Source organism: Stenotrophomonas terrae (genome assembly GCF_001431465.1).
Classification (GTDB): domain Bacteria; phylum Pseudomonadota; class Gammaproteobacteria; order Xanthomonadales; family Xanthomonadaceae; genus Stenotrophomonas; species Stenotrophomonas terrae.
The window spans coordinates 59,160-81,681 of sequence record NZ_LDJJ01000051.1 but is presented as its reverse complement, the minus strand read 5'-3'; the positions used below and the strand labels follow the sequence as shown (position 1 = coordinate 81,681).

Below are 22,522 nucleotides of genomic sequence, written 5' to 3'. Positions count from 1 at the left end.
GGCAAGAAGGAATCCTGTAGTGCCGAGCCATGCTCGGCAGAGGCTTCACCGGGAAGGCCTCTTGCCGAGCATGGCTCGGCACTACAGATGAAGCTGTACGTGGAAGGCCCCTGCCGAGCATGGCTCGGCACTACGGTCTGGGTCTTGCGGTAAAGCCCCTGCCGAGCATGGCTCGGCACTACAGGTGCGCTATTGGCTGCTCGCGCCTTCGGCTGCATCCAGCGCGGCTTTCTGCGCTTTGGCGGCATCTTCGGTCGCTGCGGCGGCGGCCTTGGCTTGCTCCAGATCCTTGCTCATCGCATCACGCAGCGCGGTGGCCTGCGGATCGGGGCGGCGTTCGGTTTCCGGTGGTTGCGGCTTGCAGGCGGCAAGGCCAAGCAACAGGGGCAGGATCAACAGGGAAAGGTGCTTCATTGGCATGCTCCGCTGGGCTCAGGCCGCTATCCTAGCCCCATCCCCCGGCAGCGTCCTTCCGCGACGCCGCACCCGAGCACCGAAGAGGAACCGCAATGAACCCGCAGCGCTGGCGATTGGATGGACAGACCGCACTGGTAACCGGTGCAAGTGCCGGCATCGGCCTCGCGATCGCCCGTGAACTGCTGGGCTTCGGCGCCGATGTACTGATCGTCGGACGCGATGGCGATGCGCTGGAAACCGCGCGCGATGAATTGGCCGATGCCTTCCCCGAGCGTGGCATCCACGCGCTTTCCGCCGACGTCAGCGATGATCAGGACCGCCAGGAAATCCTCGATTGGGTCGAGGACCACAGCGATGGCCTGAACATCCTGGTCAACAACGCCGGTGGCAATACCACCAAGCCGGCAACCGAGTATTCCGAAGACGAATGGCGCGGCATTTTCGAGACCAACCTGTTCTCGGCGTTCGAGCTGTGCCGCTACGCGCACCCGCTGCTGACCCGGCATGCATCCTCGGCCATCGTCAATGTCGGCAGCGTGTCCGGCATCACCCATGTGCGCAGCGGCGTGGTCTATGGCATGACCAAGGCGGCGATGCAGCAGATGACCCGCAACCTGGCCTGCGAATGGGCCGAGGACGGCATCCGCGTCAACTCGGTGGCGCCGTGGTACATCCGTACCCGCCGCACCTCTGGCCCCCTGTCCGATGCTGACTACTACGACGAGGTGATCGCACGCACGCCGATGCGCCGCATCGGTGAGCCGGAGGAAGTGGCGGCGGCAGTGAGCTTCCTGTGCCTGCCAGCATCAAGCTACGTCACCGGCGAATGCATCGCGGTGGATGGCGGTTTCCTGCGCTACGGCTTCTGAGCCTTGCAGTCGCTGCCGTCGAGCAGCGATTGCAGCCGTTGATAGTTCTTCTGCAGGGCCTGCGCCTGGCTGGGCGCGGCAAAGCGCCATTGCGATTCGGCCTCGTCCACCCGCTGCTGCCAGGTCGCGCACTGCTGGGCCGGATCAACCGCGGTGCAGGTATCACGCACCACTTCGCAGGCCTCGCCGGCGCCGGTCGACGGGTTGCCGTCAAGGCCGGTTACCTGCATCGCCACGCAACGTGATGGCGGCTCACTGCTTTCGCTGAAATAGCTCTCACCTTCGCGGGTGCGGCATTGGAACAGGTCGGGCAAGGGTACTGGCGCTGCAACGGGCGCGGCAGGCGCTTTTGCCGGCGTGGTTGCTGCTACTGGCGGAGCTTCCGCTGGTGCTGCCATCAGCGCTGGCAATCCGGCGGGCGCCGCTGGGGCCGGGGCCGGCATTGGCGGTGGAGTATCCACCGCCTGCATGACTTTTCTGCTCTGCAGCTGGGTGCCTTTTGGGCAGGGCATGTTCTGCACGGTAAGTGCGCCACTGGCATCGGTGCAGCGGTAGAACACGATTTCGCCGGCCTGCGCGCTGGCGCTGACGCAGAGCAGGAGTGCAAGTAGATGGCGCATCAGGTTCCCCCGCAATCCTGCTCAAGCCGGGCATCGATGCCGCGCTGCTCGCGCATCAGTTCCTGGCGCTCGCTCTGCAGGGCGCTGTTGTAGCGGCGGATCAGTTCCCAGCGGCGATCACGCAGGCGTGCACAGACTTCCTGCGGGGGCAGCGCATGGCAGCTGTCACGCACCAGCACCGAGCCCATCGGAACCGCGACGCCGGGCTGCCATGGCCCGCCGCCACCGGGTGGGTGCGGCGGGTGTGGGCCTCCGGGGCCGGGGAACGACGGATAGGCATAGCCCCAGGTTGGCACCCAGCGTGGATTGCCGTCGTTGTTGTCGCTGGTATAGCGCTCGCCTTCGCTGGTGACGCACTCATACATGGGCTGCGGCGGTTGCACCGTGACTACCCGCACCTCGCGCTGCAGTACCGGTGCAGCGGCGGCTGCCGGTGCCGCGGTTACCGGACGCGGTGGTGGATCCTTGGGGCGGGTCATATCCAGCACCTGTTGCTGGTGGGCCTTGGTGCAGGGCGCATCCTGCAGCGATACCGCGCCATTGCTGCCAACACAGCGGTAGATGCGCACATTGTCGGCAGCGCCGGCAGGCGTGGAGGCGGGCGGCGGATCCGCCGCTGCTGCGGCGAAGGGCAGCAGGGCCAGGCAGCTGAGCAGGGGCAGGCAGAAGTTACGCATGGCGTGATAGTTACCCTGCGTGGGTGCTGGCGCAAGTGAGGGCGGTGATCAGGCCCGCAGCACAGCGCGCGCTGTGCTTGACCCTCACACGGTGGGAGGGCACATCCTTGCCCGGTCTTCATGCCTTCAGCGTCTCACGCATGCCTACGCAAACTCCGGCGCCGCCGCTTCCCTTGCCACCACGATCGTATCTGCCTGCCTTCGCCTTCATTCTGCTGATGGTTGCAGCGGCGATGCTGTTCCAGGATCGGGAGATCATCCTGCCGGAACTGGCTGCGATGGCGGTGGCATTGTGGACGTGGAAAGACCCGCAATGGATGCGACACCCGGAGAAAATCTTTCTCTGGCCAAGCCTCACCGCATTGCTGGGGTTTGCGATCAACCTGACACAGCTGCCCGTCAGCGCGAAGCTGGCGTTGGTGCTGATAGGCATGCTGGGCATGTTCGCGGTACTGAGGTACAGCCTGGCTCCGGCGTTGGCGACGGGCTTTCTGCCTGTTGTCACCAATGCCAGCCATTGGTCTTTCATGCTGGCGATCCTGGTCACCACCGCGGTGCTGGCCATCGGCGTGGTGTGGCGCCGGCCGCGCGGTGCATCGCGTGATGCACCGCCGCCGCAATTGCCCTTGCTCGGTTTCTACGCGTTGATCAGTGCTGCATGGATGGGCGTTGCGCTGGCGCTGGGGCATGCACAGCTGATGGTGATTCCACCACTGGCGGTGGTGGTCTACGAATCGCTGCACATGAAGATGTATTCGGCGCGGCTGTTGGCCAAACAGGTGGCAGTGCTCAGTATGTCTGCCGGCGTGGGCGTACTGGCGGCGCAATGGCTGGAGTCGTGGTTGTTGATCGCGTTGCTGGACCTGCTGCTGGTGCATGCCATTCTGGCGATCTTCAAGATGCGGGTGCCCGCGGTATATGCATTTCCGTTCCTGGCCTTGGTACTGCCGGCGGGAGCCTTGCCGGTGTTGCCGTTCGCCACCGCTTTCGCCGGCGTGCTGTTGCTGGGCGCGGTACTGCTTTGGCATCGCTGGAGGCGCCAGCCGGGCCAGCGCTGAGGACTTGTTATGGGGGGCTCTGCCCTTCCCGGAAGCGCGTCTGTAGAGCCGAGCCATGCTCGGCTGAGGCTCTACCGGTGAAGCCCCTGCCGAGCACGGCTCGGCTCTACCGCAGCTCCTACAAGCATTGCCGGAACCGCGTCTGTAGAGCCGAGCCATGCTCGGCTGAAGCTCTACCGGTGAAGCCTCTTGCCGAGCGTGGCTCGGCACTACAGAAATCCGGGCCTCGGACTGGGCGGCTCAGTCGCGCAGTACTTCGCCGGTGGCGGCGACGCGGATGCGGGTGGGTTGGGACAGGCCGCCGGTGGTGCCGTCCAGCAGGCCGTCCAATTGCGCCAACAGGGTGGGATCCAGCTGCTCACGGGCGCGCGCCGGCGGCTCGCCCGCGAGGTTGGCACTGGTCGATACCAGCGGGCCGCCCCAGGCCTCGCACAAGGCCTGTACCAGCGGGTGGGCGCTGACCCGCACGGCGATGCCGGTGTGCTCGCCGGTGATCCAACGCGGGGCATGTGGACCGGCCGGGGCGATCCAGGTGTTGGCGCCCGGCCAGCTGTCCAGTACTGCCTGGCGGCGTTCGTCGGCCAGCGCATCCAGCTGTACCCAGCCGTCCAGCTGCGCCGGGTTGGCGGCAACCAGGATCATGCCCTTCTCGATCGGCCGCTGCTTGAGCGCCAGCAGCTTCATCACTGCTGCTTGGTTGGAGGGATCACAGCCCAGGCCCCAGACCGCTTCGGTCGGGTAGGCGATCACGCCGCCGGCCTTGAGGGCGGGGACGACGTTGTGCAGGTCGAGTTCGAGCATGGTCAGCACCGTTGGAGGGCTGGCGCACACAAAGCGGCCAACCCACGAAAGGGACGCAAAACAAAGGCCGCCCGATGGGCGGCCTGCTGCGGGTGTTGCTGATTATCCGCTTGTTGGCGGGGGAGGGGGATAGAGGGATCGGTCAGCTGCCTTGGAGCAAGACCTTTTGGCCTGTTCTCGGAGCAGAGCCCACCCTCTTCCGCCCTTCGGGCACCTTCTCCCGGGGGGAGAAGGAAGTGCAGGATCACAGAGCCCACCCTCTTCCGCCCTTCGGGCACCTTCTCCCGGAGGGAGAAGGAAGTGCAGGATCAGAACGGCGGTGCGTCGTCGGCTGCCGACTTCTTCACTGCCTTCTTGGCGACGGCTTTCTTGGTGGCCTTCTTCGCCGCGGTCTTCTTGGTTGCGGCTTTCTTGGTCGCTGCCTTTTTGGCCGGGGCCTTCTTGGCGGCGGCCTTCTTCGGCGCGGCTTCCTTCTTCACCGTGGTCTTCTTGGCGGCCTTCTTGCCGAAGCCCTTGCGCACCGGCTTGCCGGTGTCGGCCATCAGCTGCTCGACTTCAGCCAAGGTCAACGAGGCGGGCTCGCGGTCCTTGGGGATCTTGCCGTTCATCTTGCCGTCGCTGATGTACGGGCCAAAGCGACCATTCAATACCTGGATGTCCGAGCCTTCGAACTCCTTGATGATGCGGTTGCGCGCGATTTCTTCCTTCTCCTCGATCAGGAAGATGGCGCGGGCCAGGTCGATCTTGTACGGGTCGTCTTCCTTGGTCAGCGAGGCATAGGTGCTGCCACGCTTGGCAAACGGGCCAAAGCGGCCGATGCCGACGGTGACTTCCTCGCCATTGGCGTCGGCGCCGAGCTTGCGCGGCATGTCGAACAGCTTCAGCGCCTCGTCCAGCGAGATCGAATAGATGCTCTGGCCCGGCTGCAGCGAGGCGAACTTGGGCTTCTCTTCGTCATCGACGGTGCCAATCTGCACCATCGGGCCGAAGCGGCCGATGCGCGCGGTGACGTCCTTGCCGCTGACCGGGTCCGGGCCCAGCACGCGCGCGCTGCCGGCGTCGGTGCGGTCCAGCGACTCGCTCTTGTTGTCGACCAGTTCCTTGAACGGGCCCCAGAAGCGCTCCATCAGCGGTATCCACTCTTCCTCGCCACGCGACACCGCATCCAGCTCGTCTTCGAGCTTGGCGGTGAAGTCGTAATCGACGTACTGGGTGAAGTGGCTGGAGAGGAACTTGCTGACCGCGCGGCCGACGTCGGTCGGCTTGAAGCTGCGGCCTTCCATCTCGGTGTACTTGCGGAACAGCAGGGTCTGGATGATCGAGGCGTAGGTGGACGGACGGCCGATGCCGTATTCCTCCAGCGCCTTGACCAGCGCCGCCTCGGTGAAACGCGGCGGCGGCTGGGTGAAGTGCTGGTCGGCGACGATGCGGTCCAGCGGCACGCGGTCGCCGGGCTTCATCAGCGGCAGCTTGCGGCCTTCGTCCTCGTCCTCGGCGCTCTTGTTGTCCTTGCCTTCCTCGTACACGGCCAGGAAGCCGGGCACGACCACGGTGGTGCCGCTGGCGCGGAACACGTGCTCGCTGCCGGCCGACAGGTCGACGCTGACGGTGTTCAAGGTGGCCGGGATCATCTGGCAGGCGACGGCGCGCTTCCAGATCAGCTCGTACAGCTTGCGCTCGTCGTCGGTGAGGTACTTGCCCACCTGGGCCGGGGTGCGCAGCGCGGAGGTCGGGCGCACGGCTTCGTGGGCTTCCTGCGCGTTCTTGGATTTGGTGGTGTAGGTGTTGGGCTTGTCCGGCAGCGAGCTGATGCCGTAGTCACGGGCGATCACGTCGCGGATTTCGGCCAGCGCGTCCTGCGACAGACTCACCGAGTCGGTACGCATGTACGAGATCAGGCCGACCGTGCCTTCGTCACCGATGTTGACGCCTTCATACAGCTTCTGCGCCACCTGCATGGTCTTGCGGGTGGTGAAGCCGAGCTTGCGCGAGGCTTCCTGCTGCAGGGTGGAGGTGGTGAACGGCGCCGCCGGGCGCCGCTTGCGCTCCTTGCTGGCCACGTCGGTGACGTGCAGCGCGCCCTGCGCGGCCTGCTGGATGCGCAGGCGGGCGGCTTCGGCGGTGTCGCCGTCGGTGACGGTGAACTGTTCGAACTTCTGCCCGTCCAGCTTGATCAGGCGCGCGTTGAAGTGCTGCGAGGGATGCGCACAGGCGGCTTCGATGCTCCAGTACTCGCGCGAGATGAAGGCTTCGATCTCTTCCTCGCGCTCGACGATCATGCGCAGCGCCGGGCTCTGCACGCGGCCGGCGGACAGGCCGCGCTGTACCTTGCGCCACAGCACCGGCGACAGGTTGAAGCCGACCAGGTAGTCCAGCGCGCGACGCGCCTGCTGGGCATCGACCAGGTCGGCGGCGATCTCGCGCGGCTGGGCAATGGCTTCCTTGATCGCGCGCGGGGTGATCTCGGTGAACACCACCCGCTGCATCGGCTTGCCGTCGGACAGGCCGCGTTCCTTCAGGATCTCGGCGATATGCCAGCTGATTGCCTCACCCTCGCGATCCGGATCGGTCGCCAGCAGGATGTCATCGGCGCCCTTTGCGGCTTTGGCGATGGCTTCGACGTGCTTCTCGTTCTTTTCGATCAGGTCGTAACGCATGGCGAACCCGTTTTCCGGGTCGACCGCGCCTTCCTTGGGGACCAGATCACGCACATGCCCATACGAGGCCAGGACCGTGTAGTCCTTGCCGAGGTATTTATTGATCGTCTTGGCCTTGGCCGGTGATTCGACGATGAGCAGGTGCTTGGGCATGTCAGTACATTCTTGGGGCGGAACGCCCTTGAGGGGCGCTAGGGTGGCTTAAACCGGGACGATAGTGAAGCCGATGTTTGGGTTGTGCATAAGCCGACGCCCGGGTTGCGGCCCGGGCGTTCAGCTTGGTTCCTTATTAGAGGAATCATGCCGGAGGGGCTGATGTCAAGCCGCCCCCGGCAATTTGTCAGTTGAAGCCTGCTGCGGCAACGCCGATAAGCACCAACAGCCCGATCAGGCAAAGGATGCCCAGGCCGGCCAGCGACAGGATCACGATGGTTACCGTACCCAGGCCCTGCTGCTGCCATTCCGGGTGCTCGGTGAAGGCGAACTTGTCCACCACCAGGGTGTCGCAGATGATGTCATGCAAGGCCTGCTTGCGCTCGGTGAAGGCGGCCATCACAAAGCCTATGCACAAGGTGATGCTGCTCAGGATGTAGGCGAAGAAGCGGCCAATCGCGCGGCCCAGGGTCAGGCGCTCACCGTTGCTGCGCACCACCTTGATGCCCACCGCCATCTTGCCCAGCGTGGCCTGGTACTTGGACGAATGCATCCATGCCGGGTACATCATGTTGGCGGCGAAGATGATCAGGTAGCCGATGCCCAGGGTCAGGAACATGCCGATCGAGCCGGCGGCGGAATCCGAGCTGCCCGATATGCCACCGACGATGGCGCCGAGGATGCTCAGCGGGATCAGCACGATGTAGGTGAACATCGTCATGATCACGTAGTCGATGAAGTAGGCGGCTACCCGCTTCCAGAAGCCTGCCTGCACCACCAGCCCGCCCTGTACGGCGGCCGGGTCCACATCCTGCGGGCGGCTGGCAGGTGCGGTGTACGGCGAATAGGTCTCGCCGGAAGTTGCTGCAGGGGCCTCGCTTTCAGCAGCCGGCGCGCTCAGCGCCTCGCCACTTTCGATGGCGGCATAGTCCTGGCGCAGATCGATGCCGGTGCTGGCGGCTTGGGCCAGCAGCTGCAGTTCGTCGCTCACCGCTGACAGCGGCTGCCACTGCTGCATGCCTTCGCGCCAGACCAGGGTGCCCAGGTCGATATCGCCCGCGCGGAATTTTTCGCGCAGATCATCCGCTTCAATCGGCCCATGCCGTTCGCGCTGGCTGTCAGCGTAGTACCACTGGCTCATCGTTTTCCCCGTAGAAGTTCTGGCTGCCGCCAATCAACCGCGACAGTCGATTGGCAGGTATTTGTCCTCGACATCGGAACTGCATTCCCATGTGTCGGCATGCATATCGTAGTCGAGCCAGATGCTTTTGCCGTCAAGCTGCGATTGCTTTGGGACACGCAGGAAGGCTTCCAGCCCGCAATGCCCCTCTTCAAAGCGGCCGATATGGACCTGGGCGACATCGCCAGCAGCGTAGCTGTCCGGGGCGCCAAAGCCGTCGTCATCATTGATAGGGCAGCGCTGGTTGGTGGCGGCGAATTCGGCTACCTGCTGCTTCAGTCCGACCAGTTGGCCATTGGCCATGGCGGTCTTGGAGCGCAGTACATATTCCTGATAGGCGGGCACGGCGATGGCCGCCAGGATGCCGGCAACGGCGATCAGGATCACCCCGACCACCGCTGCGATGATGCCGGCAATTGCGCAGCCGGACAGGCCGGGCTTGGGCGCTGTGGCGGGCGAGGCTGCATGCGGCGCTTGGGCCTGCAAGGGTGGCGGCAGTGACGGCGGGCCGGCAGAAGCGGCGGCTGCGGAAGGTTCGGCAGCGGCCAGATCCAGGCCGAGTTCGCTGGCGAAATCACGCAGCGGCCGCCAGTCGCCGGCGCCTTCGCGCCAGACCAGGGTATCTTCATCGATGCGGTGGGACTGGAACAACGCGACGATGTTCTCGTCGGTAATCGGGCCGCGGCGTTCGCGGTTGCCCTCGGCGTAGAACCACTGGCTCACGTAGGTGTTGTCCTTATGCATCCCTGCACGCCGCGTGGGCTCAGTGCAGGGGTTCGGGTTCGTCGACGAACATCTGGGTTTCCATCCAGGCATAGGCTGCTTCGGCGCCGGGCTGGTTGAACAGCACCATCAGCACCACCCACTTCAGGTCGTCCAGGTCCAGTTCGTCCTGGTCCAAGGCCATGGCGCGGTCCAGCACGAGTTCGCGCTGGTCGGCGTCGAGCACGCGCTGTTGCTCAAGGAACAGCAGGAAGCCGCGGCATTCCACGTCCAGCTTGTCCAGCTCGGGGCCATGGAAAACACGTACCGGCCCGTCAACGCGTGGCTGGGCCACGGCTGGGCGTTGTTCGGCCAAGGCATCGAGCCAATCGAAGGCCTTGTTGATTTCGGCGGGACTGAAACCGGCCTGGATCAGGCCGTTCTGAAGCGAGTCGCGGTCCCGGATGAGATCGGCATCTTCGCTGAAATAGTGTTCAAACAGGTACAACAGGACGTCCAGAATGCTCTCTTTCATTGCCCCTCGGCCTGCGCCATTGGCGCTGTGGAGGTGAAGAAACCTTCAGGTGCGGGTGTAGCGGCCATGCGCGGACGCGACCCTGCCTTCCAATTCCATGAGCAGCAGCATGGAGGACAGGCTGGCAGCCGTCAATCCAGTGCGCTCGATCAGTAAATCCATACCGGTTGGGTCGTAACCCAAGGCATCCCACAATCGCTTGTAGTTTGGATCTTCTGGTGTGACGGCCGGGTGCTGGCCGGACGGTACAGGGGAGATGGGGGTCTGAAGCCGGGTTTGCAAGGCACAGGCCAGTTCGCCGGCCAGATTGGCCACGCCTTCAAGAATGTCGTCGGCATGTGTCACCAAGGTTGCACCCTGGCGTATCAGCCGGTGGCAGCCGCGCGCCATCGGGTTGTGGATGGAGCCGGGCAGGGCAAAGATCTCGCGCCCGGCCTCGCTGGCCAGGCGGGCGGTGATCAGCGCGCCAGAACGCTCGGCCGCCTCGATCACCACCGTGCCCAGCGCCAGTGCCGCCAATAGCCGGTTGCGGGCCGGGAACTGGCCGCTGCGTGGCACGGTGCCGGGCGGGTATTCGCTGACAACCGCGCCCTGGCTGGCGATCTGCGCCTGCAGTTGGCGGTGGTGGCGAGGATAGGCCAGGTCGGGGCCGGTGCCGATCACCGCATAGGTGCTGCCGCTGCAGGCCAAGGCCGCGCGGTGCGCTGCTGCGTCGATACCGGCGGCCAGGCCGCTGGCGATGGTGAGGCCATGACCTGCCAGTGCGGTGGCGAAATCTCGTGCGTTGTCGCGGCCGCCTGCGGTGGGATTGCGGCTGCCGACGATGGCGATCGCCGGTTGCCATAAGCGGGTGGGGTCGCCTGCGACGAACAGCGCAACCGGCGGGTTGGGGCTGTCGCGCAGCAGCGGCGGATAGTCGGGCTCGTCCCAGCCGATCAGGTGGTGGTTGTCCTCCAGCAGCCAGGTAGTTGCCCTGGCCCAGGCATCGGGGTCCGGGCGTGAAAGCGCCTGGCACTGGGCAGGTGTGCAGCTTGCCGCACGCCATTGGGCCGGGCCGGCTGCGATGGCGGCAGCGCTGCTGTCGTGTTGATCGCGCAGCTGACGCAGTGATTCCAACGGGCCGCCGGCCAATGCCAAGCTGAGCAGCGCCGGGCAACAGGGCAGGGTGTGCGTATCCAGTGTGTTTGATCGCGGCATGCCCCAGCCTGCCGCCACATACAACAACGGCGCCCTCAGGCGCCGTTGTTGTACATCGTAAGGCTAGGCCGCAGGCGCTTACTGCGCGTCCGGGTGCTTCAGCTCATAGCCAAGGCGTGCCGGCTTGGTGCCTTCCATGATCAGCGCGTAGCTGACCTTGTCGAAGGTGCGGAACACCATGGCATGCGCGGCATACTCGTCAGGCAGGGAGATCCGGCCTGCACCAGCCTTCAGTGCATCGTCCGCGCGCGAAGAGCCCGGGGAATGCATGCGATCGGAAACATGGCTGCCATTGCGCCAGACCGAGAACACCGTGCCGTTGTTGATGCCCTCGCGTGCGCCGCCGGAAATGGCGATCACATCGCGTGGACCACCGCTGGTGAAGGTGTCGGTAACCGCCAGTACGCGCAGCTGGCCCGGTGCCGTGGCGGTGGCCGGGGCATGCGGGATGAACTGCAGGTCGTACGGATTGATCTGCACCGGCATCAGGCGGTCGCCCCTGCGCACCTCGCTGCCGCTGTCTTCCAGCTGCAGGGTGGAGGCCTGCACGTCGCCACTGGCGACGTGGGTCAGGGTGCCGACATTGACCTTGGCCAGCTCATAGCCGAGTACTTCCTTGCGGTCGCTGGAGGCAACATAGCTGCTCCACAGGTTGCCGCTGCCAGGGGTGACCTTGCCGCGGCTGTCCAGGTCCTCGGTGGGCTTGGGCTGGGCAAAGCGCACGGTTGGACGGACCACCATGTAGCGCTGGCCGGGCTGGGCCGCGTCGAGGCCGACGACATACGCCTTCTGCCCGCTGCTGGCGCGCAGACGGTTGTCTTCCAGGCCAACCACGTAGGGCAGGTCCTCGAAGCTGTCTACAACGTTCAGGTTTCTGAGGAACGGCTCAACGTCCGACAGCGGCACGCCGGTGATCGGTGCTTCCTGGCGCGGGCCGGCCTGGGCCGTGACACGGTCCAGATAGGCCAGGCTCAGAACATCGCCCGGATAGATCAGGTGCGGGTTCTTGACCTGCGGGTTTGCCTGCCAGATTTCCGGCCAAAGCCACGGCTTTTTCAGGAAACGTGCTGATATGTCCCACAAAGTATCGCCCTTGCGCACCACGTAGGTGTCAGGGTGAGTGCCGTTCATTTCGACGGCCACGGCATAGGTCGTGACGGTCAGCATCGCCACGGCGGCGACCGTACGTAACTGTTTCAACATGGTTGCGCTCTGCCTGATTCCCCAACAGGTTGGCGCACTATATTGCAGAAACGGGCGCGCCGGGCAAGCGCAAGCGTTAGAATTGCGACATCTTGCCGAAATAAGCGGCATTCCCAGATTGGTATCACCATGGCCCTCCTGCCCATTCTTGAGTTCCCAGATCCGCGCCTGCGCACCAAGGCGGCCCTTGTCGAAGCGGCCGAAGTGACCACGCCTGCGTTCCAGCAGCTGCTCGACGACATGCTGCAGACCATGTACGACGCCCCCGGCATTGGCCTGGCCGCCAGCCAGGTGGACGTGCACAAGCGTTTCATGGTCATCGACGTCAGCGAAGAGCACAACGAGCCGCAGGTGTTCATCAATCCGCAGATCGTCAGCGCCAGCGAAAGCGGCCGCGTCTATCAGGAAGGCTGCCTGTCGGTGCCTGGCATCTATGCCGATGTGACCCGTGCCGATTCCATCGTGGTGCGTTTCCTGGACCGCGAGGGCAAGCAGCAGGAACTGGCTGCCGATGATCTGCTGGCCACCTGCATCCAGCACGAAATGGATCACCTGGACGGCAAGCTGTTCATCGACTACCTGTCGCCGCTCAAGCGCGAGATGGTGCGCAAGAAGCTGGCCAAGTCGCGCAAGCACGTGGCGTGATCCGGGGCCGGGATCGGGGATGGTAAGAGCAGGCTTCGCCGCGCTTCCGGCAGTTCTTGCGTTCTGTTCCGGATCCCGGATCCGCACCTTCCTTTTTCGATTCGTGAGGGCTGAGGGCCGCCGCTGCGCCGTTGTCGCTCCTCCCGCATCCCGCATTGCGAATCCCGCCCAATGAGAATCATCTTCGCCGGTACGCCGGACTTCGCCGTCGCCTCCCTGGCTGCCGCCGCCCGTCTGCATGAAGTGGTGGCGGTCTATACCCAGCCGGACCGCCCTGCCGGCCGTGGCCGCGGGCTGATGCCCTCGCCGGTGAAGCTCGATGCGATCGCGCGCGGTATTCCGGTATTCCAGCCGGAAAGCCTGAAGACGCCCGAAGCCCAGCAACAGCTGCGCGACCTGCAACCCGATCTGATGATCGTGGTGGCGTATGGTCTGATCCTGCCCAAGGCAGTGTTGGCCATCCCCACCCACGGTTGCTGGAACGTGCATGCCTCGCTGCTGCCGCGTTGGCGCGGCGCGGCGCCGATCCAGCGCGCGATCGAGGCCGGCGATGCCGAAACCGGCGTCTGCCTGATGCAGATGGAAGCGGGCCTGGATACCGGTCCGGTGCTGCTGCGCCAGCACACCCCGATAAGCGACAGCGATACCGGCGGGCAACTGCATGACCGCCTCGCGCTGATGGGCGCGCAGGTGCTCTCCGATGGCCTGGGTCTGTTGCGTGCCGGCCTCAAGCCGGTGCCGCAGCCGCAACCCGAGGCCGGCGTCACCTACGCACACAAGCTGGACAAGGCTGAAGCCAAGCTCGACTGGGCCGAATCTGCGGCTGCATTGGCGCGGCGTGTGCGCGCTTTCAACCCGTGGCCGGTGGCTGAAGCCACCCTGGCCGGCGAGCGCGTGCGTATCCATGGTGCGGTCGCCCTCGATGACAATGCCGGCCAGACACCGGGCACGGTGATCGGCGCAACGCGCGAGGGCATCGACATTGCCTGCGGACAGGGCGCACTGCGCCTGCGGGTGGTGCAGCGCGAAGGTGGCAAGGCGATCACCGCGGCTGATTATCTGAACGCACGCCGCGATCTGCGGATCGAGGGCTGAGCGGATGACGGCTGCTACTTCCTCTCCGTGGGGTAAATCCGCGGCGGCACAGCCCGGCGTGCAGACCCGCGCGCTGGCGGCCAAGGTGCTGGCGGCGGTCATCGGCAAGGGGCGCTCGCTCAAGGCCGAACTGGGCGCGGCCCTGCCCAAGCTGGATGACAGCCGCGATCGCGCGCTGCTGGAGGCCATCTGTTTTGCGGCGCTGCGCCGCCGGGTGGTCTACGACCAGGCGCTGCGGCAGTGGCTGCAGAAACCGCTGGGCGCGCGCGACAGTGATCTGCGCGCGCTGCTGATGGCTGGTTTCGCTCAGCTCGACGTATTGCAGCTGCCCGCCCATGCCGCATTGTCGGCGACGGTGGATGCAGCGCGTGCACTTGGCCGCGAGCGTCAGGCCGGCATGGTCAATGCGCTGCTGCGGCGTGCCCAGCGCGAAGGCTTTGCCGAGGCGCGCGCCGAGGATGCCTGGCCGGCATGGCTGCTGGCACAGGTACAGAACGATTGGCCGCAACAGGCCGCGGACATCATCAGCCAGAGCTTGCAGCCGGCCCCGATGTGGCTGCGGGTGAACCGCCAGCAGCACACGCGTGAGGCCTACCTGGCTTTGCTCGCGCAGGCGGGTATCGAAGCCGTTGCCGAGCCTTTGTCGGCCGACGCGGTGCGTCTGCCGGTCGCGGTGCCGGTGAGCAGTCTGCCAGGCTTCGCGCAGGGCGCGGTGTCGGTGCAGGACCTGTCGGCGCAGCAGGTGGCCGATGCTCTGCAGGCGCCGTTGGGCGCACGTGTACTGGACGCCTGCGCGGCGCCCGGCGGCAAGTCCGCGCATCTATTGGAGCGTGACCCGTCGCTGCGGCTGTTGGCGCTGGATGTCGACGCGCGGCGTCTGCAGCGCATCCGCGAAACCTTTGCACGTACCGGCGTTGGTGCGCAAGCGCAGGTAGTCGCGGTAGATGCCGCCGATACCGCCGCCTGGTGGGATGGCACCGCGTTTGATGCGGTGTTGCTGGATGCGCCGTGTTCGGCCACCGGCATCATCCGCCGCCAGCCCGACGTGCTGTTGCACCGCCGCGCCGAAGACATCACCGCATTGGCCGCGCTGCAGGCACGCCTGCTGGATGCCTTGTGGACGGTGCTGCGTCCCGGTGGCGTGCTGCTGTACTCCACCTGCTCGATCCTGCGTGCGGAAAACGGCGAGCAGGTGGCGCAGTTCCTCGCTCGTACCCCGGATGCGCAGGTGCAGGCATTGCCTGATTCATTCGGGCATGACGTCGCTGGCAGCCGTCAGCGCTTGCCGGGCGAGCAGGGTGGCGATGGCTTCTTCTATGCGCGCCTGCTGAAACTGGCATAGGTGTTGTGTCCGCGGATTGCGGACAAATTCGATCAAGCTGGCGGCGTCGCTGCCGATGAATGGAAAGCCCCGCTGCAAGCTGTCGGCGGGCTGGTATGGAAAAAGGTGGCAGCGTGTTGATCAGGTACTATCATGGCTCGCAGCTGTGCTCAGGATGGCTCCTGATGCGTCGGGAGCCTGTGTTGATTCTTCTCCAGGATCGCTTCGCGCAATGACCCGGCCGTCCGCAGACCTGCCCCTGTATGTAATCAATCTGCCGGCATCGGCGGATCGCCGTGCCTCGATCCAGCGGCAGGCGGCAGCACTGGGCATCGAGCTGACGCTGTCGGAAGCCATCAACGGCAGTGTCCAGCATCCGCTGTTTGCCAAGGTGGACGAAAAGCGCCGGCTGGCCTGCAAGGGGCGGCCGTTCCGGCCGGGCGAGATCGGCTGCTGGGCAAGCCACTATCTGTTGTGGCAGCAGTGTGTGGACAGTGGCCGACCGATGATCGTGTTTGAAGACGACATCACCATCGATCCACGCTTTCTGGATGTATTGCGCGATCTGCCATTGCTGCCTGATTCGGTGGGCTACTTCCGCCTGCATGCCGCGGACCGGCCCAGCTCGCCCTGGGTCCAGTTTGGTGACTTTGTGCTGCACCGTTATTGGCGCAGTCCGCTGTGTGCATTCGGCTATTACCTGGCACCGTCGGCGGCGGAAAAATTCCTGCGCCATGCCGATCACTGGGTGCTGCCGGTCGACGATTACATGGACCTGGCCTGGTTGCACGGCGTGGAGTGCCTGGGCCTGAAGCCCGGCGTGGTGCGCAGTGGTGACCTGTTCGCATCGGTGATCCAGTCCGGTCGCAAGGCCAAGCCAGGTGTAGGCGTATTGGGCTGGTTGAGCCGCGAGAGCTACCGCGCGCGGTTGAGCGTGCGCTGGTTTGCCCACAACCTGGTGTCGCGGCTGCGTTGGCGCGCGCCCACCAGCAACGGTTGATTGCCTGCGCCTGCGCACAGGCAGGCGCAAAGCTCAGCGGCGCCGGGATCGGCGCCCGAACAGAATGCTGATGGCTTGTTCGTAGCGCTCCCACCACGGCGCAGTGCCGCGCAGTGCAATGCGGACATAGCGGCGCCTCTCCTTGCCGCTGGGTTCGGGCTTGGTGCGGTATTCACGTTTGCCCAGACTGCAACAAGCTTCGTCCAGGCCATTGCGCGCAGCGTACATACGGACGATGCCGTAGTCGCGCAGGCTGTTGCGGTAGCGGCTGGTTGGCTCGCGGTGGCTGGCCCACCAGCCGTTGTTGCCATGGATGCGGTACTCCACGCAGGCGGTGGGCAGGTAGTACTTGCGTGCACCCAGGATGCTGGCGCCATGCACGACGCAGGCATCGGCACACAGCTTCCATTGACGGCGGAGGCTGTGGGGCAGGTCTAGCACGTCGACGGCCCAGCTGCGGCGTAGTGACAGTGCCGAGGTGGGCGCGCCGTACCACGGCAGCAGAAAGTAGGTGCTTATCGCGGTGTAACCCAGGTCGATGGGCTGTTGGCTGTCTTCGTAACGGATGTCCAGGCTGTCGATGCCAAAGGTCTGCAGGTCGCTGAAGACGAAATCGACATCGCGGCGGGCGTCATACAGTGCGCCGATTTGCTGCAGGTAGCCGGGCTTCCAGCGGTCATCGGCATCGAGGAAGCAGATGACATCGGTGTGGGCGGCAGCCACACCACGCTGGAACGCGGCCAGCTGGCCTTCGTTTTCGCCGAACAGCAGGCTCACCCGCGAGTCATTGCCGTAGTGATGGCGCAGCAGCTCCGGTGAGCCGTCGCTGGAGCCATCGTCCACCACCAGGATCTGCGTGGCCGCGCGGGTCTGGGCCAGCACGCTGTCCACCGCCTCGCAGACGAAACTGGCGTAATTGTAGTTGGTGATGACAACCGCAAACGTGGTCATGCTGCGTCCTCTGCAAGCAGCCTGCGGAAGTAGCCAATGGTTTCCTTCAGGCCGTCTTCCACGGCGATGCTGGGTATCCAGTCCAGTTTTTCGGTGGCCAGGCGGATGTCCGGCTGGCGTTGGCGTGGGTCATCCGAGGGCAGTGGCCGATACACCAGGCGCGAACGCCCACCGACCAGCCGCAGCACCGTTTCAGCCAGCTCCAGCATGGTGAACTCGTCGGGGTTGCCGATGTTGATCGGCCCGGTGAAGCCGGCTTCGGTGTCCATCATCCGCAGCATGGCTTCGATCAGGTCATCCACATAGCAGAAGCTACGGGTCTGGGTACCATCGCCAAAAATGGTGATGTCTTCGCCGCGCAGGGCCTGCACGATGAAGTTGCTCACCACGCGCCCGTCATTGGGATGCATGCGCGGCCCGTAGGTGTTGAAAATGCGCACCACCTTGATATCCAGCGCGTGCTGACGGTGGTAGTCGAAGAACAGGGTTTCAGCGCAGCGTTTGCCTTCGTCGTAGCAGCTGCGCAGGCCGATCGGGTTGACCCGGCCCCAATAGCCTTCGGCTTGTGGATGTACTTCCGGGTCGCCGTAGACCTCGCTGGTTGATGCCTGCAGGATGCGGGCGTTCAGCCGTTTGGCCAGGCCCAGCATGTTGATCGCGCCGTGCACCGAGGTCTTGGTGGTCTGCACCGGATCGTACTGGTAATGCACCGGCGAGGCCGGGCAGGCGAGATTGAAGATGCGCTCCACTTCCACATACAGCGGAAAGGTGATGTCGTGCCGCAGCAGCTCGAATTCGGGTTTGCCCAGCAGGTGCGCGATATTGCGTTTGCTGCCGGTGAAGTAGTTGTCCACGCACAGGACTTCATGCCCTTGCTGGATGAGCCTGTCGCATAGATGAGAACCAAGAAATCCCGCACCACCTGTGACCAGGACGCGTTGCATGAGAACTTCTCGCAAGGGAAGGTTGCCGGTGCTGTACTCAGCCCCCGTCCGGCGGCTCCATTCTGCCACGGACTGTACCCAGACCCCGGCCGGTCAGTGACGAATCAGGTGTTGGATACCGGGGACGCAGGTGCCGGTTTGCCGCGGCCTGGCACCAGGTCCAGCCCGAATGCGGCGGAGAATCCTGCTGATCCCCATGCCGCCCACTTGATCACGTCACGGCGCCGCAGCAGCAAGCTGTAGACCACCACTGCCGGCAGCGCCGCGATCATCAGCTTGGCCAGATGCAGGCGTCCGGCGCCCTTGCCCATGTAGCGGCGGATCGCAATCTGCCGTGAGCGCGCATAGTGGAAGCGCTTGATGAAATCGATGCGGATGCTGGGGGCGGACGATGCACCGCCTTTGTGGAAGGCGCGCGCGGCCGGTTGCAGCAGGCATTGATAGCCGGCCTGGGCCATACGCAGGCACAGGTCGTCGTCTTCGTAGTACAGGAAAAATATTTCATCGAAGCCGCCGATCTCGCGGAAAGCGCGGGTCCGCAGCAACTGGCAGCAGCCGTGGATCCAGTCTGCAGCGACGACCTTGTCCGGCACCGTGCAGGTGCTGTCGACGTCGGGCTTGAAGAAGGCTTCGCGGTGCGAGATCTGCGGGACGGTTTCACTGCGCCAGTTCTGCGGGCCGACCACCCCGGCCTGCGGGTGATCGCGCATGCAGTCCAGCAGGCATTGCAGGTCATCCGGCGCGATCAGGCAATCGGGGTTGAGCAGCAAGGCGAAGGGGGTCTGTACAAGCGCCATCGCCTGGTTGTTGGCGCTGCCATAGCCGGCATTGCCTGCACGCGTTACCAGCCGGGCATGCGGGATGCGTTGGGCGATGTGCGCGGTGGTGTCGTCGCTGCTGCCATTGTCGATGATGACGACGTGCGGGAACCTGGCCAAGGTGCTGGCCATCGCCTCCACAAGGGTCGAACTGTTGTAGGTGACGCAGACTACGGTCACCTCATCAAACGACGGGCAGGGATTCATGACGTGGGTTCGCGCTCTCTACCAACACCGTACCAAGGGAAGCTGCCCAGCGGGATGCAGGCCATCAACAGGATGAAGACGTGGCGATGGGTGAAGTTGCTCCAGAGCCCATTGGCCAGGCCGGCGGCGACATAGATGATCAGGATGCTGGCAAAGATACCCTTTTGTGGGTCGCGCAGCTTGCCCGTATGAACGGCAAAGCCCAGCAGCAGACCGATGAAGACCAGCAGGCCTGCGCTGCCTTCCTCGGCCAGGATCAACAGCGCTTCCTGGTGCGGGTGGCCGGTGATGAACGGTGCCGAGCCCGGGATGTCGCGCATCTGCTCCAGATAGAGGGGTTCCCACTGGTTCAGTCCGTGCCCGAAGACCGGCGCATCGGCAACGATCGGCAGGGTTTGCTGCCACAACCAGATACGGATTCCGCTGGACGTCGGCTCCTGGGCGATCAGGTAGCTGTCGACTTCCTCGGTGATCGAGCTGAGCATGCGTTCGCGGATGCTGGGGGTCGACCAGAGTGCGGAAATGGTGACAAGGATCAGGCCGCCGCTGATCAGCAGCGTGCGCCAGCCGTTGAAGCGGTGCGCGACCAGGCGGTAGATCCAGTAGCCCAGCAGCGGCAGCAGCACGATATAGGTTGTCCGGCTCTGGATCAGCAGGACCACATTGCAGAGCACCACCGCCGCAGCCAGCAGGGCGACGTTGCGCCAGCGCCGGCTGGGGCTGCTAAGTGCCGTGGCCACCAGCATCGCCATCAGGATCAGGCTGGCCAGCCCCTGTTGGGTATATTCCTTGAACACGGTGTTGCGCATGGAAGGCTGGATTTCAGCCACTGCCCGTTGGGGTACCAGGCCGAACTGCATCAGGTAGGAAATCACCACCACCAGCCCTGCGGCCAAGGCGAACGCCGCCAGGGCACGCCAGCGCCAACGCGAGTCGCGCAACAGGCTGGCCATCAGCGCGGGGTACAGGCAACCCCATAGCGAGGCCTCGCCAAAGACCGAGGCGCCGGCGGCGATGGCGGCATGCAGCGCGCTGGCGAGCAGTACCGCAAACCAGACCAGAAAACCGATCACCACCGGCTCGCGCAGGGCGGCGCGCCAGCGCGCAAGCAGCTCGGTGCCGGCCAGCGAGCACAGCAGGCTCAGGCCGATCAGGATATTGGTGGCCGGCTTGTTGATCGGCGCGGCAAACAGAGTGAGCACCGCGCACCACCGACCGATCGTCAGCAGCCGGGCTCGGAGTGCGTGCAACAGCGGGGGGGATTGGACCGCAGTCAAATGATTCACGTAATGGATCACACCGGTGGGGCGTGGAGACGCCGCTGGGAGGGTGGCAGTGACAGCGGGACGGCCACCGTGCAACCAGTCTGATTCTCAGTCGCTAGAACGGACAATTCTAGCGACGCGAACCTGCATCTTCAACGAACACGATTGCATGTGAATGGCAATTGCCGGGCAGGGTTCAGAAAATGCTGTGCCCCAGCAGGCTTACTTGCCCTGGCTGTTCTCGGCGGACGGCGTCACCAGTGGCTGTCCGTTCTGCAGCAGCCAGAGCATGATGGTTTTCTGCCGCACGTAGTTGGCGCTGACGAAGGCTTCGATCAGCCCCGGCCAGCCATCCAGAAAGCCGCGCTTGACCACGTAGCTGCGGATGAAACGCCAGCTCGGGGCGATGATCAGCTTGCCCAGGCTGGCACGCTTGCCCTTGCCGAACTCGTGTTCGGCCATCATCCGCGCGTATTTCTGCTTCTTGTCCAGCAGTTGCAGGAAGCTGCGGTAGGGGTGGTGCAGCAGGTCGCCCTTGAGCAGGGCGGCCGGGCCGTCCAGCGACACCGCCTCGTGGATCTCGCGATCGCCGCGCCAGCCGCCGTGGCGGCGGTCGAACAGGCGCAGTACACGGTCGGGGTAGGCCGTGCCGTGGCGCAGGAAACGGCCGAAGTATTCCGAGCAGCGCGCGAACCGGTAACCGACGGCGCGCGGAAAGCCGGCGTCGCGTTCGGATTCGATCGCGGCACGCAGCGCCGGATTGACCCGCTCGTCGGCATCCAGGCAAAGCACCCAGTCGTGGCTGGCCTGTTCAACGCAGAACGCCTTCTGGCTGCGGAAACCATCAAAGGCCCGCTGCAGCACGCGTGCACCGGCCGCCTCGGCGACGGCGACGGTGGCGTCGCTGGAGAACGAATCCACCACCACGATCTCGTCACAGAACGCCAGCGAGGCCAGGCAGTCACCAATGCGGTCGGCTTCATTGAAGGCGATGATGCAGGCCGACAGGCGTGGGCGCTGGGTGGGCGGGGTGGTGCTTGGGCTGGGCATGCGGTATCTGGCACGGGGGATGGGCCAAAGCCTAGCAGCGACGGCTCCCACTGGCGATGCGATAATCGCGCAATATCCGGGATATTCAGGAGTTCCCCTCCGTGCCACGCCACTATCTGCTGTACGGGTCCGAGCGTTATGCCCTGGCCATCCTCCGCCCGCTGCAGGCGGCGATACGCGCACGTGGCGATGAGGCGGCATGGTTTTTCGACGGCCCCGGCGCAGAAGATCTGACCGCCGATGAAACCCTGCTCACGGTTGCCCAGGTGCGCGCCTGGAACCCCTGCGCGGTGATCACCTCCTCCAACGCAGTGCCGCACTTCTTCCCCGGGGTGAAGGTCGAGACCTTCCACGGTTTCGACGCGGGCAAGCCGCGGCATATCTATATCCGCGGCTTCTTTGACCTGTACTGCACCACCGGCCCGCGCGATACCGCCGCGTTCTCGGAACTGGCACAAAAGACCGGACATTTCTCGGTGGTGGAGACCGGCTTCCCGAAGATCGACCCGTTCATGAGCCAGCTCAAGGACCAGCCCGATCCGGTGCGCGAGCCGCCGGTGATCCTGTACCACTCCACCTTCTCGCCATCCTGGAGTGCCGCCGGCATCCTTTACGACGAGATCAAGCGGCTGTCGCAGACCGGCGAATGGCGTTGGATCGTCACCTTCCACCCGAAGATGGACCCGGAAATCGCTGCCAAGTACCGCGCGCTGGAAGGCCCGTACCTGCGTTTTGCTGATGACGACAACATCCTGGACCTGTTCCCGCAGGTGGACATGATGTGCTCGGACACCTCCTCGGCGCTCAACGAATTCCTGCTGACCTACAAGCCGGTGGTCACCTTCAAGAACCGTCGGCCGGGCCCGCAGCTGATCGACATCGATGACCCGGCGCAGTTTGAAGGCGCGATCCGCACCGCCTTGTCGCGGCCGCCGGAGCTGATGGCGGCGGTGCGCCAGTTTGCCGACCAGCTGCATCCCTACCGCGATGGCCAGTCCAGCGAGCGCATCCTGCAGGCCATTGATGATTTCATCGCCAAGGGCGGGCGCAACCGCAAGCCCAAGCCGCGCAACTGGTGGCGCAAGATCAAGCTGCGCAAGCGCATTGGCTATTGGGGGCCGGCGCGGGTCTGAGGTAACGCGCTTTTCCCCCTCTCC

General features: G+C 64.9%; 22 protein-coding genes. 7 read left to right on the top strand and 15 right to left on the bottom strand.

The window, feature by feature from the left end; genetic code table 11:
• Positions 1-189: 189 nt before the first annotated feature.
• On the bottom strand, positions 190-414 hold the full coding sequence (locus ABB27_RS14855) for a hypothetical protein (RefSeq protein ID WP_057629561.1): 225 nt from the start codon (positions 412-414) through the stop codon (positions 190-192).
• A 95-nt stretch (positions 415-509) separates the two neighbouring features.
• Here ABB27_RS14855 and ABB27_RS14850 point away from each other — a divergent pair, with 95 nt between their 5' ends.
• Positions 510-1,286, top strand: a complete 777-nt coding sequence (locus tag ABB27_RS14850) for an SDR family oxidoreductase (protein WP_057629560.1) — start codon at positions 510-512, stop codon at positions 1,284-1,286.
• Here ABB27_RS14850 and ABB27_RS14845 read toward each other — a convergent pair.
• Both ABB27_RS14845 and ABB27_RS14840 read right to left on the bottom strand, forming a co-directional pair.
• Positions 1,274-1,906 carry a DUF4124 domain-containing protein gene (locus ABB27_RS14845; protein WP_057629559.1) on the bottom strand — a complete coding sequence of 211 codons (633 nt, stop codon included), beginning with the start codon at positions 1,904-1,906 and terminating at the stop codon, positions 1,274-1,276. The two genes, ABB27_RS14850 and ABB27_RS14845, sit on opposite strands and share 13 nt — an antisense overlap.
• Complete coding sequence (locus tag ABB27_RS14840) at positions 1,906-2,562, bottom strand: DUF4124 domain-containing protein (RefSeq protein WP_057629578.1); 657 nt, start codon at positions 2,560-2,562, stop codon at positions 1,906-1,908. The genes ABB27_RS14845 and ABB27_RS14840 overlap by 1 nt, the downstream gene beginning before the upstream one ends.
• Before the next feature lie 194 nt (positions 2,563-2,756).
• On the opposite strand from ABB27_RS14840, the gene ABB27_RS14835 reads away from it, so the two are divergent.
• A complete protein-coding gene (locus ABB27_RS14835; RefSeq protein ID WP_161809665.1) occupies positions 2,757-3,641 on the top strand; it encodes a hypothetical protein in 885 nt (294 codons plus the stop codon).
• A gap of 240 nt (positions 3,642-3,881) precedes the next feature.
• Here the strand turns inward: ABB27_RS14835 and tsaC are convergent, their stop codons facing one another.
• From tsaC to ABB27_RS14800, 7 genes are all read right to left on the bottom strand, one after another.
• Positions 3,882-4,442, bottom strand: a complete 561-nt coding sequence (tsaC, locus tag ABB27_RS14830) for an L-threonylcarbamoyladenylate synthase type 1 TsaC (protein ID WP_057629557.1) — start codon at positions 4,440-4,442, stop codon at positions 3,882-3,884.
• A gap of 308 nt (positions 4,443-4,750) precedes the next feature.
• A complete protein-coding gene (locus ABB27_RS14825; RefSeq protein WP_057629556.1) occupies positions 4,751-7,252 on the bottom strand; it encodes a DNA topoisomerase I in 2,502 nt (833 codons plus the stop codon).
• A gap of 187 nt (positions 7,253-7,439) precedes the next feature.
• Positions 7,440-8,393, bottom strand: a complete 954-nt coding sequence (locus ABB27_RS14820; protein WP_057629555.1) for an RDD family protein — start codon at positions 8,391-8,393, stop codon at positions 7,440-7,442.
• A 33-nt stretch (positions 8,394-8,426) separates the two neighbouring features.
• A complete protein-coding gene (locus ABB27_RS14815) occupies positions 8,427-9,176 on the bottom strand; it encodes a GYF domain-containing protein (protein WP_057629554.1) in 750 nt (249 codons plus the stop codon).
• A 19-nt stretch (positions 9,177-9,195) separates the two neighbouring features.
• Positions 9,196-9,669, bottom strand: a complete 474-nt coding sequence (locus ABB27_RS14810; protein WP_057629553.1) for a DUF494 family protein — start codon at positions 9,667-9,669, stop codon at positions 9,196-9,198.
• Positions 9,670-9,714: 45 nt separating this feature from the next.
• Positions 9,715-10,866 (bottom strand): DNA-processing protein DprA, encoded by a 1,152-nt coding sequence (gene dprA / locus ABB27_RS14805; protein ID WP_057629577.1) that lies wholly within the window; start codon positions 10,864-10,866, stop codon positions 9,715-9,717.
• A 78-nt stretch (positions 10,867-10,944) separates the two neighbouring features.
• Positions 10,945-12,069, bottom strand: coding sequence for a LysM peptidoglycan-binding domain-containing protein (locus ABB27_RS14800; RefSeq protein ID WP_057629552.1), 1,125 nt, complete (start codon positions 12,067-12,069; stop codon positions 10,945-10,947).
• Positions 12,070-12,198: 129 nt separating this feature from the next.
• Here ABB27_RS14800 and def point away from each other — a divergent pair, with 129 nt between their 5' ends.
• The 4 genes from def (at position 12,199) to ABB27_RS14780 (ending at position 16,130) form a co-directional block, all read left to right on the top strand.
• The gene (gene def, locus ABB27_RS14795) at positions 12,199-12,714 is read left to right on the top strand and encodes a peptide deformylase (RefSeq protein WP_057629551.1); all 516 of its coding nucleotides are present in this window, start codon (positions 12,199-12,201) and stop codon (positions 12,712-12,714) included.
• Between the two features lie 171 nt (positions 12,715-12,885).
• A complete protein-coding gene (gene fmt / locus ABB27_RS14790) occupies positions 12,886-13,809 on the top strand; it encodes a methionyl-tRNA formyltransferase (RefSeq protein ID WP_057629550.1) in 924 nt (307 codons plus the stop codon).
• Positions 13,810-13,813: 4 nt separating this feature from the next.
• Positions 13,814-15,151 (top strand): 16S rRNA (cytosine(967)-C(5))-methyltransferase RsmB, encoded by a 1,338-nt coding sequence (rsmB, locus tag ABB27_RS14785; RefSeq protein WP_057629549.1) that lies wholly within the window; start codon positions 13,814-13,816, stop codon positions 15,149-15,151.
• Between the two features lie 211 nt (positions 15,152-15,362).
• Positions 15,363-16,130, top strand: a complete 768-nt coding sequence (locus tag ABB27_RS14780; RefSeq protein WP_057629548.1) for a glycosyltransferase family 25 protein — start codon at positions 15,363-15,365, stop codon at positions 16,128-16,130.
• A gap of 33 nt (positions 16,131-16,163) precedes the next feature.
• Here the strand turns inward: ABB27_RS14780 and ABB27_RS14775 are convergent, their stop codons facing one another.
• The 5 genes from ABB27_RS14775 to ABB27_RS14755 form a co-directional block, all read right to left on the bottom strand.
• Positions 16,164-17,081 carry a glycosyltransferase family 2 protein gene (locus ABB27_RS14775; RefSeq protein ID WP_057629547.1) on the bottom strand — a complete coding sequence of 306 codons (918 nt, stop codon included), beginning with the start codon at positions 17,079-17,081 and terminating at the stop codon, positions 16,164-16,166.
• Positions 17,078-18,025, bottom strand: a complete 948-nt coding sequence (locus ABB27_RS14770) for a UDP-glucuronic acid decarboxylase family protein (protein WP_057629546.1) — start codon at positions 18,023-18,025, stop codon at positions 17,078-17,080. The genes ABB27_RS14775 and ABB27_RS14770 overlap by 4 nt, the downstream gene beginning before the upstream one ends.
• Positions 18,026-18,129: 104 nt before the next feature.
• Positions 18,130-19,050, bottom strand: coding sequence for a glycosyltransferase family 2 protein (locus ABB27_RS14765; RefSeq protein WP_083491335.1), 921 nt, complete (start codon positions 19,048-19,050; stop codon positions 18,130-18,132).
• Positions 19,047-20,252 (bottom strand): O-antigen ligase family protein, encoded by a 1,206-nt coding sequence (locus ABB27_RS14760; RefSeq protein ID WP_057629544.1) that lies wholly within the window; start codon positions 20,250-20,252, stop codon positions 19,047-19,049. The genes ABB27_RS14765 and ABB27_RS14760 overlap by 4 nt, the downstream gene beginning before the upstream one ends.
• Positions 20,253-20,537: 285 nt before the next feature.
• A complete protein-coding gene (locus ABB27_RS14755; RefSeq protein WP_057629543.1) occupies positions 20,538-21,365 on the bottom strand; it encodes a glycosyltransferase family 2 protein in 828 nt (275 codons plus the stop codon).
• Positions 21,366-21,466: 101 nt separating this feature from the next.
• Between ABB27_RS14755 and ABB27_RS14750 the strand changes: the two genes are divergently transcribed.
• Entirely contained in the window at positions 21,467-22,498 is a 1,032-nt protein-coding gene (locus ABB27_RS14750; protein ID WP_057629542.1) for a CDP-glycerol glycerophosphotransferase family protein, read from the top strand.
• Positions 22,499-22,522 lie beyond the last annotated feature (24 nt).

Coding starts and splice junctions, on each gene's coding strand:
- ABB27_RS14815 (WP_057629554.1), bottom strand. CDS start 9,176: ATGCATAAGGACAACACCTACGTGAGCCAGTGGTTCTACGCCGAGGGC.
- ABB27_RS14855 (WP_057629561.1), bottom strand. CDS start 414: ATGAAGCACCTTTCCCTGTTGATCCTGCCCCTGTTGCTTGGCCTTGCC.
- dprA (WP_057629577.1), bottom strand. CDS start 10,866: ATGCCGCGATCAAACACACTGGATACGCACACCCTGCCCTGTTGCCCG.
- ABB27_RS14810 (WP_057629553.1), bottom strand. CDS start 9,669: ATGAAAGAGAGCATTCTGGACGTCCTGTTGTACCTGTTTGAACACTAT.
- ABB27_RS14780 (WP_057629548.1), top strand. CDS start 15,363: ATGACCCGGCCGTCCGCAGACCTGCCCCTGTATGTAATCAATCTGCCG.
- fmt (WP_057629550.1), top strand. CDS start 12,886: ATGAGAATCATCTTCGCCGGTACGCCGGACTTCGCCGTCGCCTCCCTG.
- ABB27_RS14755 (WP_057629543.1), bottom strand. CDS start 21,365: ATGCCCAGCCCAAGCACCACCCCGCCCACCCAGCGCCCACGCCTGTCG.
- ABB27_RS14765 (WP_083491335.1), bottom strand. CDS start 19,050: ATGAATCCCTGCCCGTCGTTTGATGAGGTGACCGTAGTCTGCGTCACC.
- ABB27_RS14850 (WP_057629560.1), top strand. CDS start 510: ATGAACCCGCAGCGCTGGCGATTGGATGGACAGACCGCACTGGTAACC.
- ABB27_RS14800 (WP_057629552.1), bottom strand. CDS start 12,069: ATGTTGAAACAGTTACGTACGGTCGCCGCCGTGGCGATGCTGACCGTC.
- ABB27_RS14775 (WP_057629547.1), bottom strand. CDS start 17,081: ATGACCACGTTTGCGGTTGTCATCACCAACTACAATTACGCCAGTTTC.
- ABB27_RS14820 (WP_057629555.1), bottom strand. CDS start 8,393: ATGAGCCAGTGGTACTACGCTGACAGCCAGCGCGAACGGCATGGGCCG.
- tsaC (WP_057629557.1), bottom strand. CDS start 4,442: ATGCTCGAACTCGACCTGCACAACGTCGTCCCCGCCCTCAAGGCCGGC.
- ABB27_RS14770 (WP_057629546.1), bottom strand. CDS start 18,025: ATGCAACGCGTCCTGGTCACAGGTGGTGCGGGATTTCTTGGTTCTCAT.
- ABB27_RS14845 (WP_057629559.1), bottom strand. CDS start 1,906: ATGCGCCATCTACTTGCACTCCTGCTCTGCGTCAGCGCCAGCGCGCAG.
- def (WP_057629551.1), top strand. CDS start 12,199: ATGGCCCTCCTGCCCATTCTTGAGTTCCCAGATCCGCGCCTGCGCACC.
- rsmB (WP_057629549.1), top strand. CDS start 13,814: ATGACGGCTGCTACTTCCTCTCCGTGGGGTAAATCCGCGGCGGCACAG.
- ABB27_RS14825 (WP_057629556.1), bottom strand. CDS start 7,252: ATGCCCAAGCACCTGCTCATCGTCGAATCACCGGCCAAGGCCAAGACG.